This window comes from Motilibacter peucedani (assembly GCF_003634695.1).
GTDB lineage: Bacteria > Actinomycetota > Actinomycetes > Motilibacterales > Motilibacteraceae > Motilibacter > Motilibacter peucedani.
Map to the genome: position 1 here is coordinate 217,658 of NZ_RBWV01000015.1, position 13,722 is coordinate 231,379.

The window sequence follows — 13,722 nt, forward strand, 5'->3', positions numbered from 1 at the left end:
CCGGCGCGGTAGCGTCGGGCGGGCCCGACCCTTTGCCTGCCCACCCCTCGCCCGTCGACACGTCGCACCCCGTGGAGGTCGTCATCGCCGCCGCCGCTCCCGCCGTCACGCTGCGGGGCATCACCAAGCGCTTCCCCGGCGTCGTGGCCAACCGCGACATCGACATCGAGGTGGCCAAGGGCACCGTGCACGCGATCGTCGGAGAGAACGGCGCGGGCAAGTCGACGCTGATGAAGATCCTCTACGGCATGCAGAAGCCGGACGAGGGCACCATCGCGGTCGACGGCTCCGAGGTCGTCTTCTCCTCGCCGGCCGACGCGATCGCCGTCGGGGTCGGCATGGTGCACCAGCACTTCATGCTCGCCGACAACCTCACCGTGCTCGAGAACGTCGTGCTCGGCGCCGAGAGGCTCCACGGCATCCGCGACGCCGCACGCACGCGCATCCGCGAGCTCAGCACGGCCTACGGCCTCGACATCGAGCCCGACCGCCTGGTCGAGGAGCTCGGCGTCGGCGCCCGCCAGCGCGTGGAGATCCTCAAGGTCCTCTACCGCGGCGCCAAGACGATCATCCTCGACGAGCCGACCGCGGTCCTCGTGCCGCAGGAGGTCGACGAGCTGTTCGACAACCTGCGCGAGCTCAAGTCCGAGGGCCTCACCGTGGTGTTCATCTCCCACAAGCTCGACGAGGTGCTCTCCGTCGCCGACGAGATCACCGTCATCCGGCGGGGCACGACCGTCGCCACCGTACGGCCCGGCGAGGTCGACGCCCGCGGGCTGGCCGAGCTCATGGTCGGCTCCGAGCTGCCCTCGCCCGAGACGCGCGAGTCGACGGTGACCGACCAGACGGTGCTCTCGCTCGAGCACGTGACGCTGCGCGCCGCCGACGGCCGCGACGTCCTGAGCGAGGTCTCGCTGCAGGTGCGCCGCGGCGAGGTGCTCGGCATCGCCGGCGTCGAGGGCAACGGGCAGAGCGAGCTGGTCGAGACGATCCTCGGCATCCGCAAGCCGCAGGAGGGCACGATCCGCCTGCAGGGCGAGGACATCACCGGCTGGTCGACGCGCCGGCGGCGCGAGGCCGGCATCGGCTACGTCCCCGAGGACCGCCACCGCCACGGCCTGCTGCTCGAGGCGCCGCTGTGGGAGAACCGGGTGCTGGGGCACCAGACCCAGCGCCCGAACGTCCGCGGACCGCTCCTCGACCGCGCCGGCGCGCGGCGCGACACCGAGCGCATCGTGCGCGACTACGACGTGCGTACGCCGGGGATCGACGTCCTCGCCTCCGCCCTGTCGGGCGGCAACCAGCAGAAGCTCATCGTGGGCCGCGAGCTCTCCGGCGAGCCGGTGCTGCTCGTCGCCGCCCACCCCACCCGGGGCGTCGACGTCGGCGCCCAGGCCCAGATCTGGGACGCGGTGCGCGACGCGCGCGCCGCCGGTCTCGCCGTGCTGCTCATCAGCGCCGACCTCGAGGAGCTGATCGGGTTGTCCGACACGCTGCAGGTGATCCTCCGCGGCCGGCTGGTCGCGCGCGAGGACCCCTCGCGCGTCACCCCCGAGTCGCTGGGCGCCTCGATGACCGGCCTCGGCCGCGGCGAGGGGGCGGCATGACCTCCGCGCGCTGGCGCTCGACGCTGCTCGGCATCGCCGCCCCGCTGCTCGCGATCGCGCTCGCCGTGCTCGTGACCAGCCTGGTGCTGGTCGTCGCGGGCGACCCGGTCGGCAAGGTGTGGCAGACGCTGCTGTTCGTGCACTCCAAGGAGGCGGCTCGCTCGCGGGCGGTCGTCAACATCATCAACAGCGCGACCGTCTACTACTTCTCCGCGCTCGCGGTCGCCATCGGCTTCCGGATGCGGCTGTTCAACATCGGGGTCGAGGGGCAGTACCGCTTCGCCGCCTTCGCCGCGGCCTACCTCGGCGCCTCGGTCACGCTGCCCAAGCCGCTGCACGTGCTGTTCGTGCTGGTCGTGGCGATGCTGGCCGGTGCGCTGTGGGCGGCGGTGCCGGCCCTGCTCAAGGTGACCCGCGGGGTCAGCGAGGTCATCTCCACGATCATGCTCAACTCGATCGCCACGGCCCTGGTCGCCTGGCTGCTGCGCAAGGCCTCGGCCAAGGGCGGCACGAGCCTGAACCTCTCGACCAAGACCCTGCCGGACTCGGCGCACGTCGGCGGCATCTCGATCGGGTTCCTCGACACCAAGGTGCAGGTCTACGGCCTGGTGTTCCTGGCGGTGGTCGCAGGAGCCGTCTACTGGTTCGCGATCGAGCGCACGCGGTTCGGCTTCGACCTGCGGGCGACCGGCCGCTCGGAGACCGCCGCGGTCGCCTCCGGCGTGGACGTGCGGCGCATGGTGGTCGCCGCGATGCTGCTCTCAGGCGCGGTGGCCGGCCTGGTCGGCATCCCGGCGCTGGTCGGGACGGCCCCCTACAACTACTCGCTCTCGACGCAGTCGGGGCTGGGCTTCACCGGCATCGCCATCGCGCTGCTCGGGCGCAACACCGCGCTCGGCATCGCGGTCGGCGCGCTGCTGTGGGCCTACCTCGACATCGCTGCCAACCCGCTGCAGATCCAGGCGGGAGTCTCCACCCAGCTCGTCACGATCATGCAGGGCACGATCGTGCTCAGCGTGGTCGTCGCCTACGAGCTGGTGCGGCGCTACCGCGTCTCGTCCGAGCAGCGCCGGGTGGCTGCCGCGTTGCGCCCCGGCCCGGCGGCCCAGGGAGCGGCGGCATGAGCACGGTCACCGACATCCCCGCCGTCACCGGCCGGCCGCTGGCGGCGGCTCGTCGCCCGGCCTGGCAGCGCGCGCTGCTGGCCCTGGTCGGCGGCATCCTGCTGCTCAGCGTCGTACGCGTGGTCACCGGCGCCGACGAGCTGTCCTCGAGCGGCACGCTGTCCTCGGCGCTCGCCCTCGCCGTGCCCATCGGGCTCGCCGGCCTCGGCGGGTTGTGGGCCGAGCGCGCGGGCGTGGTCAACATCGGGCTCGAGGGCATGATGATCGCCGGCACGTTCGGCGCGGGCTGGATGGGCTACCAGCACGGGCCCTGGCTCGGCCTGGTCGCCGGCATCGTCTTCGGCGCGGTCGGCGGGCTGCTCCACGCGGTCGCCACGGTCACCTTCGGCGTCGACCACATCATCTCCGGCGTCGCGATCAACATCCTGGGCCTCGGCGCCACGCAGTACCTCGCCGACCGGCTCTTCACCGGCGTCGAGGGCGGCGGTCCCACGCAGTCGCCGCAGATCCCGTCGGTGTCGACGTTCACCGTGCCGGGCACCGGCTGGCTGCTGACGCTCGAGAAGCACCATTGGCTGTTCGTCTCCGACGTGGCCGCGCTGCTGCGGGCGCTGACCTTCGAGGTCTCCTGGTTCACGCTGATCGCGCTGCTGCTGGTCATCGGCTCGTTCTTCGTCCTGTGGCGCACGACCTTCGGCCTGCGCTTGCGCTCGTGCGGCGAGGACCCGTGGGCCGCGGAGTCGCTCGGCGTCAAGGTGCTGCGCTACAAGTACGCCGGCGTCGTGGCCTCGGGCGCGCTCGCCGGCTTCGCGGGCGCCTTCCTCGCCGAGGTCGCCGCCAACGTCTACCGCGAGGGCCAGACCGGCGGTCGCGGCTACATCGGCCTCGCCGCCATGATCTTCGGCAACTGGCGGCCGGGCGGGCTGGCCGGCGGCGCGCTGCTGTTCGGCTACACCGACGGGCTGCAGTTCCGCCGGGGCGAGGAGTCGGTGCACGCGCTGCTGCTCCTGCTGGCCGCCGGCCTGATCGTCTTCGGGGTCGTCATGCTCGTGCGGCGCCGGGCGCTGCAAGGCGTGCTCTCCCTGCTCGTGGGCGTCGCGGTGCTCGTGCTCTTCCTGGTCACCGACTCGGTGGCGCAGGACTTCATCAGCATGACGCCCTACGTCGCGACGCTGCTCGTGCTCGCGCTGGCCTCCCAGCGGCTGCGGCCGCCCGCGGCCGACGGCGTGGTCTATCGCAAGGGAGAAGGGCATTGAGCGAGGACATCACGGGCACTGCCGTCGACTGGGACGAGCTCGTCGCGGCCGCGCTCGAGATGACGAGCAAGGCCTACGTCCCCTACTCCCGCTTCCCGGTCGGCGCAGCCGGCCTCGTCGACGACGGCCGGGTCGTGACCGGCTGCAACGTCGAGAACGCCTGCTACGGCGTGGGCCTCTGCGGCGAGTGCGGCATGGTCTCCGCGCTGCTCGCCTCGGGCGGTGGCCGGCTCGTCGCGGTGGTCGCGGTCGGCGGGCACGGCCAGCTGCTCTCGCCGTGCGGGCGGTGCCGGCAGCTGATCTTCGAGCACGGCGGACGCGAGTGCCTGGTCAAGCTCGAGAGCGGAGTGCACTCCATGGACGACCTGCTGCCCTACGGCTTCGACGACGCGGCCCTGCGCGCCGAGTGGGAGGCCTCCCGTGGCTGACGAGCTGTTCGACGCCGTCGACGTGATCCGCGGCAAGCGCGACGGGCACGAGCTCTCCGACGAGGCCATCGACTGGGTGGTCGACGCCTACACCCGCGGGGTCGTCGCCCACGAGCAGATGAGCGCTCTGCTCATGGCGATCCTGCTGCAGGGCATGTCGCGCCCCGAGATCGCGCGCTGGACCGCGGCGATGATCGCCTCGGGCGACCGGCTCTCGTTCGGCGAGCTCGGCCGGCCCACCGTCGACAAGCACTCGACCGGGGGAGTGGGCGACAAGATCACGCTGCCGCTCGCACCACTGGTCGCCGCCTGCGGCGCCGCGGTGCCGCAGCTGTCGGGCCGGGGGCTCGGCCACACGGGCGGCACGCTCGACAAGCTCGAGTCCGTCCCCGGCTGGCGCGCCTCGCTCTCGCTCGACGAGGTGCGCGCGCAGCTGGCCGACGTCGGTGCCGTGATCTGCGCAGCGACCGAGACGCTCGCACCGGCCGACCGCCTGCTCTACGCGCTGCGCGACGTGACCGGCACGGTCGAGTCGGTGCCGCTGATCGCGTCCTCGATCATGAGCAAGAAGATCGCCGAGGGCACCAGCGCCCTGGTGCTCGACGTCAAGGTCGGCAGCGGCGCGTTCATGAAGGAGCTCGCCCAGGCCCTCGAGCTGGCGCGCACGATGGTCGACCTCGGCACCGACGCCGGCGTGCGCACCGTCGCCCTGGTCACCGACATGTCGACTCCGCTCGGGCTCACGGCAGGCAACGCGCTCGAGGTGCGCGAGTCGGTCGAGGTGCTGGCCGGCGGCGGCCCGGCCGACGTCGTCGAGCTGACCGTCGACCTCGCGCGCGAGATGGTGTCGGCCGCCGGCCTGCCCGGCGACCCCGACCCGGCCGACGTCCTGCGCCGCGGCGCGGCGATGGACACCTGGCGCGCGATGGTCCGGGCGCAGGGCGGCGACCCCGACGCCCCGCTGCCGATGGCGCGCGAGACGACGGTCGTGCCGGTGCCCGCCGACGGCGTGCTCACCCGGCTCGACGCGATGGCGGTCGGCGTTGCCGCCTGGCGCCTCGGCGCCGGCCGCGCGCGCCGCGAGGACGCGGTGCAGGCCGGAGCGGGTGTCGAGCTGCACGCGAAGCCCGGCGACACCGTACGCGCCGGCGACCCGCTCCTGACGCTGCACACCGACACCCCGGAGCGCTTCGAGCGCGCCCTCGAGGCGCTGCAGGGCGCGGTCGAGGTGGGCCCGGCCGACACCCCCGTGACCGCGCGCCCGATCGTGCTGGAGCGCATCACCGGCTGATGGCGGCCACCGCGTCGGCGTGGGCGTCGAGCCAGGCGAGGAAGCCCGACGCGGGCAGCGGGCGGCTGTAGTAGTAGCCCTGCACGACGTCGCACTCCCAGTCGGCGAGCAGGGCGCGCGCCCCGTCCTCCTCGACGCCCTCGGCCACGACGGTCAGGCCGAGCTCGTGGCCCAGCGCGATCGTCGAGCGGACGATGGCCAGCGCGGCCGGCTCGTAGGGCAGGCCGAGGGTGAACGACTTGTCGAGCTTGATCTCGTTGACCGGCAGGGTGGCGAGGTAGGACAGCGACGAGTGACCGGTGCCGTAGTCGTCGAGCGAGAGCGAGACGCCCATGAGGCGCAGCGTCTCGAGCACCCGGCGGGCGATCTGCACGTCGCTCATGACCGCCGACTCGGTGATCTCGAGGACCAGCACCTCGGGCGGCAGCCCGGCCTCAAAGAGCGCTGCCTCGATCTGCTCCGGCAGGTGCTCGTCGACGAGCATGCGCGGCGAGAGGTTGACCGCGATGGTCAGGTCGTGGCCGTCCGCGCGCCAGCCGGCGCAGGCGTTCAGCGCCGTACGCAGCACCGACGAGGTCAGCGCCCGGATCAGACCGGCGTGCTCGGCCAGCGGGATGAACTCGTCCGGCGGCACGAAGCCCTCGGCGGGGTGCTGCCAGCGGGCGAGCGCCTCGGCGCCCGTGACGCGGCCGGTGCGCGGGTCGAGCTTGGGCTGGTAGAACACCTCGAGCGTCGCGGCCGCGACGGCGAGGCGCAGGTCGGAGACCAGCTGCAGCCGACGGGCGCCGCGGGCGTCGTCGGCGAGGTCGTAGAGGTGGAGCTCGACGTCGTCACGCTTGGCCACCGCCAGGGCGATGTCGGCCTTCTGCAGCAGGGCCTGGGGGTCGCCGCTGCCGGCCGTGCCGAGCGCCAGCCCGGCGTTGACCCGGACCTCGAGGGTCAGCCCGTGCAACGCGAACGGCTCCGCGAGCGGGCGCAGCACCCCGCGGGCCGCCAGCGTCGCCTCACGGAGCGTCGCGACGTCGGGCACCAGCACGGCGAACTCGTCATTGCCGAGGCGGGCGACGTGCCCGGCGGCGGAGTTCCAGAGCAGCCGTCGGCCGACCTCGTGGAGCAGCAGGTCGCCGGTGTCCTGGCCGAGCGCGTCGTTGATGCCGCCGAACCCGAGCAGGTCGAGCGAGAGGACCGCGAAGCCCTCGTCGTGCTCCAGCGCCCAGCGCTGCGCGGTCTCGCCGAGAGCCCGGCGGTTGGGCAGCTGGGTGACGCTGTCGTGCAGGGCCTGGTGCTCGCGCTCGGCCGCCTCGCGGCGCACCTGGTCGAGCAGCAGGGTGCCGTGCAGCGCAGCCGCCGCGTGGTCGGCCAGCCCGCGCAGGAGCATCAGGTCCTGGGCGGAGAAGCTGTGCAGGAAGCGCCAGCGCGCGGCGACCGACAGGGTGCCGAGCTCCTTGCCGCCGGAGAGCAGCGCGACGCTCATGGCGTCGGGCTCGGCGGGCGCGTCGCCCTCGGTGACGGGGTCCAGCACCGTGCTCGTGCCGTCGGTGCCGACGCGCAGGGCGAGCGCGGGCAGGTCGTTCGGCATCGGCAGGCGCAGCTCGGCCACGTCGCAGTGCAGGATGTCGCGTGCCTCGCGCAGGATCGTCCAGGCCAGCTCGTCGGTGTCGCGGATGTCGCCCACGGCGCTGGTGAAGCGGTAGAGCGACTGGAGCCGGCGCTCGCGCATGTCGAGCCGGTTGAGCGCCAGCGACCCGCCGAGCAGCAGCACCAGCAGCACGCTCAGCGGCGCCAGGCCCACCGGCGCCGTGGTGGTCAGGACCACGACCAGGAGACCGACGCAGCCCGTCGCGCCGTCGAGGACGAGACCGGTGACGATGACGCGGCGGGCGGCAGCGAGGCTCAGTGACCGGGTGGCCAGCGCCATCACGGCGGTCAGGGCACCCAGGCTCACGGCCGCGCCGACCAGCACCGCTGCGTACAGCGCGAGGCTCGTGCGCCAGGTCGCGGCGTCCGGTGCGCCGTCGAGCAGGTGGAAGACCGCCTGCGCCACGGCGACGTCGAGCGCCGCGTTGGCGATGTTGAACAGCTTCTTGGTGGGGGACTGGCGCTTGAAGGCGAGCACGGCGGCCACGCCGGCCGCGGCGGCGGGCACGAACCACGGCCCGGAGGCGAACGCGAGGCCGGCGACCAGCGCGACCGGCGTGAACGACACTGCCAGGCTGTGGCGGCGCTGCGGCAGGTGGATGACCGAGGCCTCGCCGCACGCCATGGCGACCGTGAGGGCCCACACCGGAAGGGTGAGCTCGCGCCCCACCTGCGACCCGCCGTGCACCAGAAGGACGGCCAGGGTGCCGAGCCCGGCCACGAGCAGGCACGTCACGAGCAGGCGCCGCGACGGCCGCTGCCTCTCGTCCACGTGCTCCCCCTCGCCCCCCCGGCGCGCCCCGGTCGAGGCGCCCCGTGGAGATGATCGGCAGGTCTGCGACCCACTGAACAAGAACAGGCGGCCCCCGAGGGGGGCCGCCTGTGCTCCGAACGGGTGCTGGCTAGCCCTTGGGCGCCGACTCCCAGGTGTGGGACGCCGGGGCAGCGGTGCCGCCGACGCGCTCCCAGGTGTGGGAGTCGAGCGAGGCGGCGACGACGCCCTCCCACGTGTGCGAGTCGGGGGTCGTGGCGACCGCGCCCTCCCACGTGTGCGACGAGGGGGCCGCGACCACCGTCGAGACGACGACGGCCTTGGTCAGGATCGCCGCCTTCGCGGCGGGGAGCGCGCTGGCCGGGCCGACGGTGGCGGCCGAGGCGCCGGTCGCACCGGCGACGGCGATGCCGCCGGCCAGGGCGACGACGGCGGCGGCGCGGGTGGCGAAGGTCGGGATACGTCCGTGCATGGTTCCTCCTGGGGAGCGGGGGGTGGAGCTCACTCACTGTCTCGGCCACGCAGCGTCGATCGTGAGAGAACGCAGAGCGATCACCCGGTTGGCCCCGGTCGGAGGCGTAGGGTCCGGGACATGATGCCCGCCCCCACCCCCGACGAGGTGCGCGCCGCACCGAAGGTCCTCCTCCACGACCACCTCGACGGCGGTCTGCGGCCGGCCACCGTGCTCGAGCTCGCCCGGGCCAACGGCTACGACGCGCTCCCCGCCGACGACGTGGCCTCGCTGGGCGCCTGGTTCGAGAGCGCCGCGTCCTCCGGCTCGCTCGAGCGCTACCTCGAGACCTTCGCCCACACGGTCGGCGTCATGCAGGACGTGCACGCGGTCCGGCGGGTGGCTGCCGAGTGCGTCGAGGACCTCGCTGCCGACGGCGTCGTCTACGCCGAGGTGCGCTTCGCCCCCGAGCTCCACGTCGAGCGCGGGCTCGCCCTCGACACGGTGGTCGAGGCCGTGCTCGAGGGCTTCGCCGAAGGGGTCGCGAACGCCGCGGCCACCGGACGGCGCATCCGGGTGGGCGCGCTGCTCACCGCCATGCGCCACGCGGCCCGCAGCCAGGAGATCGCCGAGCTCGCCATCCGCTACCGCGACGCCGGGGTCGTCGGCTTCGACATCGCCGGCGCCGAGGCGGGCTTCCCGCCCACTCGCCACCTCGACGCGTTCGAGTACCTCCGCCGCGAGAACGCCCACTTCACCATCCATGCCGGCGAGGCGTTCGGGCTGCCGAGCATCTGGGAGGCGCTGCAGTGGTGCGGCGCCGACCGGCTCGGCCACGGCGTACGCATCGTCGACGACGTCACGGTCGCGAGCGACGGGAGCGTGCGTCTCGGCCGCCTCGCCGCGTACGTCCGCGACATGCGCATCCCGCTGGAGATGTGCCCGTCGTCCAACGTGCAGACCGGCGCGGCGGAGTCGGTGGCCGAGCACCCGATCGGGCTGCTGCGCCGGCTGGGCTTCCGCGTCACGGTCAACACGGACAACCGGCTGATGAGCGCGACCTCGCTGTCTCGAGAGCTGAGCCTGCTGGTCGACGCGTTCGGCTACGGCTGGCGCGACCTGCGCTGGCTGACCATCAACGCGATGAAGAGCGCCTTCATCCCGTTCGACGAGCGCATCGAGATCATCGAGGGGACGCTCAAGCCGGCGTACGCGGCGCACGGCGCCTGATCGCGTCGAACGTTTGGCAACCCCCCGTGCGGGGGGATCTGCCGGGAGTCCGCGTCGCCCTCCTGGAGGTCCCTGTGAAGCTCCGCTCCCTCGTCCCTGCCGCCGTCGTCGGCGTGGCCGCCCTCGGTGTGCCCGCTGCAGCGTCCGCAGCCCCGGCTCCCGCTGCCATCAACCGGGAGGCGACGGCTGCCCAGGCGAAGGCGGCCGACATCGCGTGGATGAAGACCGCCGCGATCTCCGACATGTCCGAGATCGCCAGCGGCAAGCTCGCCGTCAGCAAGGCCACGACCGGCGGCGTCAAGGCCCTCGGCGCGATGTTCGTCAAGGACCACACCATGCACCTGGCCACGCTGAAGAAGCTGGCCGCCGCACGCGACGTCGCGCTGCCCACGTCGCTCCCGCCGGCGATGACCGCGATGATGCAGAAGATGACCGACGCGCCGGCGGGCCTGCAGTGGGACCGCAACTGGACCCGCGCCCAGCTCTCGGCCCACCGCATGACCATCATCGCGACCGGCAAGGCGCGCCAGGTCTCGCGCGACTCCGCGGTGCTCGCGTTCGAGCGCAAGACGCTGCCGGTGGTGACGATGCACCACACCGAGCTCGCGAACGTCTACCTGATCATCGCACCGGCCTCGACCGTCAAGGTCACGACCGGCTGATGGCCGTACGCCTCTCGGAGGTGGTCGTGGACTGTGCCGACCCGGAGCGCGTCGCGCGCTTCTGGTCGGCCGTCCTCGGCTGGCCGGTGCGCCGGTGGGACGAGGACGGCGAGGTCTACTTCGACCTGGAGCCGCCCTCGCCGGGGATCCCGGAGCTGGCGTTCGTGCCGGTGCCGGAGCCGAAGACGGCCAAGGTGCGCATCCACCTCGACGTCCGTCCCGTCGACGGCGCCACCCGTGACGAGGAGGTCGAGCGGATCCTTGCGCTGGGGGCGACCCGCGCCGACGTCGGGCAGTCGGAGGACGTGTCGTGGGTGGTCCTCGCCGACGTCGAGGGCAACGAGTTCTGCGTCCTCGGGGTCGCGTCGACGCACGACTCAGCGGCGCGGTGAGTCAGCGGCGCAGCGAGTCGTGGTCGCGCGAGTCCGCGCCGAGCAGCGGGGTGAGGATCGCGAGCATGACGAGGAAGAGGACGATTGCGACCATGATGGCCGCCTCCTAAGGGTTTCTGGCGTTGGTCGGGGTCGTGCGCGCTCCTCCACAGTGGCGCCTGCGCAGCCGCCGGACAAGCGGTTAGATCTTCACCACCGTTAAGCGGCGCTTCACAGTGGGCCGTCGGCGGTGCACACTGGCGACATGCTCGACATGCACCGCCTGCGCGTGCTGCACAGCGTCGTCGAGGCCGGGTCCGTCACCGCTGCGGCCGCCTCGCTCAACTACACGCCCTCGGCCGTGAGCCAGCACCTCGCCGCCCTCGAGCGCGAGGCCGGCATCGCGCTGATGGAGCGCTCCGGCCGAGGCATCCGCCCCACGCCGGCCGGCACCCTGCTCGCCCAGCGGGCCGGGAGCCTGCTCGAGCAGCTGCAGGCGACCGAGAAGGCGCTGGCAGACCTGCGTACGGGGCGGTCGGGTCGCGTCGTAGTCGCGGCCTTCCCGACGGCCGGCACCGGACTCGTACCCGCGGCCGTGGAGCGATTCCGGCGCGAGGCGCCGGGCGTCGAGCTGGAGCTGCAGGTCGCCGAAGCAGAGCCGGCGCTCGCCGCGCTGCGCGACGGCTCGGTCGACGTCGCCGTCGCCCTGCTCCCCAGCACGGCCTCCGACGACGGGCTCCACCGCGAGCACCTGCTCGACGACCCGTTCCGCGTCGTGCTGCCGCGTACGCACCGGCTGGCCGGCCGGCGCACCATCGCCCTCGCGGACCTGGCCGACGACCCGTGGATCGGTGCGACCGCGTGCACCGACTACTGCGGCGGCGAGGCGATCGCGGCATGTCGCGCGGCTGGCTTCACGCAGCGGGTGGTGGTCGAGGCGGACGACTACCCGGCTGTGCTCAGCTATGTCGGGCTGGGTGTGGGCGTGGCCCTCGTGCCGCTGCTCGCGCTCGGGGCGTGCCCGCCCGGCACGGTCGTCCGGCGCATCCGCGGGCAGGAGCCGGTGCGGCGCATCCATGCGGTCACTCGACCTGCGCTGGCGGGTGCAGGGCCGGTGCCGGTGATGCTGGCGGGGCTGCGCGCGTCGGCGAGCTCGCAGGCGGCGCTGCGCTGAGTCGTTGACAACTGCAAGCCCTGGTGCGTCGACGTTCCTGTCGCCACCCACAGGCCAGTGACGGAGGAGCAGGCATGGCGGTCGACCCGCGCACGCGTCGCGAGGCGGCGCGCGGCGGCGCCAGGGGGATCGCGATCCTGACCGCCTACGCGGTCGTCGCAGCGCTGATCGGTAGGCTGCAGTCGGACGCTGCACGCGCGGTCGCACAGCTCGTCCTCACCGCCGTTGCCGGGACGTTGTTCGTGCTCTGGTTCCGCCGCACGCTGCGCGAGTCGGCCGCGGCGTCGCGTCGGGTCGACGAGGAGCGGCGTACGACTGGCTCCTACCCGCCCGGCGTCCCCGAGTCGCGAGGGCTCCTCCTCATCCCGATCATCCTCCTCGGCTGCGTGCTCACCTTCGCTCTCATGGTGGTCATCGGCACGGTCGTCGACCGACTCGTCTGAGAGAGGACAGGAGAGACATGGCGCAGACCAAGTGGCCGGAGTTCGAGCCGGTGCCGCTCGTCGTCGAGTCGTGGGCGGGCGACGAGGTCGTGCTGGAGGTGATGGGCCGTCGCGCGCCCGTGACGGTGCTGCGACCGTCCGAGCCGTCGCGGGCTGCGGTCGTCGTCGCGCACGGGGGCACGGACGACGGCCGGCGCTTCTTCGTGGATGAAGCGAGATCCCTGGTGGCAGAAGGGTTCACGGTAGCCCTGCCCGCGACCTACCTCCCGCAGCACGGGGACATCGACGCCTCGTCCGAGGGTGTGCGGCGGGGCGTCCTCACGCACCGATGCGTCCTCGACCTGCTGGTCGACCGCTGTGGCATCGACCCCGCGCATCGGCTTCTTCGGCCACAGTGGAGGTGCTTTCCAGGGCGCGATGGTGTCGGCCGTGGACGAGCGGGTGACCGTGCTGGTGCTCGCGGGTTGCGGCACAGGGACGCTCGTACGCGTCGCAGCCTGGGACCCGGACGTGTCCACTGCATACCTCCAGTGGCTCGACCGCTACGACCCTGGACACTTCTTGCCGAGTACGCAGTCCCGCCGACTGCTGCTCCAGCACGGCTCGCGCGACGAGGTCATCAGCCGGGAGGAGTCCCTGGCGCTGCGACGGTTGCGTGCGGACAGCGACTGGCGGGAGTACGACTGCGGCCACGGTCTCGAGACACCTGCACCCCGCGGCGACCGTCGGACTCTGCTGGTGGAGGAGCTCTTGCGCGGTTAGCAGTCCACGGATGTCCACAGGGCTATGGAGACCAGATCGTGCCTGTCCACAGGCGTTTCTCTGGTGCGCTGACTGTGTCAGTGGTGGCTGTTAGGTTCGGCGCATGGTTGCAGTGGCGGTGCAGGATGCGGGTGCGTGGGCGGTCGCGGCAGACGCCCTCGACACCGCCGCCGCCCTGCCTGCCGGCGAGCTCGACGTGGAGTCGCTGCTCGCGCGGCTGCGCGTGATAGCCGGACTGCAGGCCCGGCTCGCCGCACTGGAAGCCGCGACCCTGCGCGCGGTCGACGCCCGCGAGGCCTACCGCCACGAGCAGGCACCCACCACCAAGGCGTGGCTGCGCCACCACCTGCGCCTGGACCCGGGCGATGCCGCGACCCGGCTGGGGCGCGCACGCCTCGTCGCCGAGCTGCCCCGCTTCGCCGCCGCCCTCGCCGCCGGGCAGGTCAACGCCGGACACCTCGACGCCCTGCTCAAGGCCCGCCGCACCCTCGGCCCGCACCCGTGCAGGCCGCC

General features: G+C 73.1%; 14 protein-coding genes. 12 read left to right on the forward strand and 2 right to left on the reverse strand.

The annotated features are described in order from the left end of the window. Window positions 1–71 precede the first annotated feature (71 nt). Genes CLV35_RS17595 through CLV35_RS17615 form a run of 5 tightly spaced genes read left to right on the forward strand, consistent with a single transcriptional unit; the run spans window position 72 to window position 5,706 of the window. A complete protein-coding gene (locus tag CLV35_RS17595) occupies window positions 72–1,607 on the forward strand; it encodes an ABC transporter ATP-binding protein (protein ID WP_121194797.1) in 1,536 nt (511 codons plus the stop codon). Then, window positions 1,604–2,731, forward strand: coding sequence for an ABC transporter permease (locus CLV35_RS17600; protein ID WP_121194798.1), 1,128 nt, complete (start codon window positions 1,604–1,606; stop codon window positions 2,729–2,731). Before CLV35_RS17595 ends, CLV35_RS17600 begins: the two co-directional genes overlap by 4 nt. Further along, complete coding sequence (locus CLV35_RS17605) at window positions 2,728–3,987, forward strand: ABC transporter permease (protein WP_121194799.1); 1,260 nt, start codon at window positions 2,728–2,730, stop codon at window positions 3,985–3,987. Before CLV35_RS17600 ends, CLV35_RS17605 begins: the two co-directional genes overlap by 4 nt. Further along, a complete protein-coding gene (locus CLV35_RS17610) occupies window positions 3,984–4,415 on the forward strand; it encodes a cytidine deaminase (protein ID WP_121194800.1) in 432 nt (143 codons plus the stop codon). Before CLV35_RS17605 ends, CLV35_RS17610 begins: the two co-directional genes overlap by 4 nt. Continuing rightward, the gene (locus CLV35_RS17615) at window positions 4,408–5,706 is read left to right on the forward strand and encodes a thymidine phosphorylase (RefSeq protein WP_183062055.1); all 1,299 of its coding nucleotides are present in this window, start codon (window positions 4,408–4,410) and stop codon (window positions 5,704–5,706) included. Before CLV35_RS17610 ends, CLV35_RS17615 begins: the two co-directional genes overlap by 8 nt. On the opposite strand, the gene CLV35_RS17620 is transcribed toward CLV35_RS17615, so the two are convergent. Continuing rightward, the gene (locus CLV35_RS17620) at window positions 5,696–8,116 is read right to left on the reverse strand and encodes a putative bifunctional diguanylate cyclase/phosphodiesterase (RefSeq protein ID WP_121194801.1); all 2,421 of its coding nucleotides are present in this window, start codon (window positions 8,114–8,116) and stop codon (window positions 5,696–5,698) included. The two genes, CLV35_RS17615 and CLV35_RS17620, sit on opposite strands and share 11 nt — an antisense overlap. Window positions 8,117–8,246: 130 nt before the next feature. Further along, a complete protein-coding gene (locus tag CLV35_RS17625; protein WP_121194802.1) occupies window positions 8,247–8,588 on the reverse strand; it encodes a hypothetical protein in 342 nt (113 codons plus the stop codon). 120 nt (window positions 8,589–8,708) lie between these two features. Between CLV35_RS17625 and CLV35_RS17630 the strand changes: the two genes are divergently transcribed. The 7 genes from CLV35_RS17630 to CLV35_RS17660 form a co-directional block, all read left to right on the forward strand. Beyond that, window positions 8,709–9,797, forward strand: a complete 1,089-nt coding sequence (locus CLV35_RS17630; protein ID WP_231121994.1) for an adenosine deaminase — start codon at window positions 8,709–8,711, stop codon at window positions 9,795–9,797. Between the two features lie 74 nt (window positions 9,798–9,871). Next, a complete protein-coding gene (locus tag CLV35_RS17635) occupies window positions 9,872–10,459 on the forward strand; it encodes a DUF4142 domain-containing protein (protein ID WP_121194803.1) in 588 nt (195 codons plus the stop codon). Further along, the gene (locus CLV35_RS17640) at window positions 10,459–10,851 is read left to right on the forward strand and encodes a VOC family protein (RefSeq protein ID WP_121194804.1); all 393 of its coding nucleotides are present in this window, start codon (window positions 10,459–10,461) and stop codon (window positions 10,849–10,851) included. The genes CLV35_RS17635 and CLV35_RS17640 overlap by 1 nt, the downstream gene beginning before the upstream one ends. A 244-nt stretch (window positions 10,852–11,095) precedes the next feature. Further along, on the forward strand, window positions 11,096–12,004 hold the full coding sequence (locus CLV35_RS17645; RefSeq protein ID WP_121194805.1) for a LysR family transcriptional regulator: 909 nt from the start codon (window positions 11,096–11,098) through the stop codon (window positions 12,002–12,004). A 74-nt stretch (window positions 12,005–12,078) separates the two neighbouring features. Further along, complete coding sequence (locus CLV35_RS17650; RefSeq protein ID WP_121194806.1) at window positions 12,079–12,447, forward strand: hypothetical protein; 369 nt, start codon at window positions 12,079–12,081, stop codon at window positions 12,445–12,447. Between the two features lie 357 nt (window positions 12,448–12,804). Beyond that, on the forward strand, window positions 12,805–13,209 hold the full coding sequence (locus tag CLV35_RS17655) for an alpha/beta hydrolase family protein (protein WP_147432006.1): 405 nt from the start codon (window positions 12,805–12,807) through the stop codon (window positions 13,207–13,209). A gap of 103 nt (window positions 13,210–13,312) precedes the next feature. Beyond that, window positions 13,313–13,722: DUF222 domain-containing protein (locus CLV35_RS17660; RefSeq protein WP_147432007.1), on the forward strand; the 410-nt coding region annotated here is incomplete at its 3' end.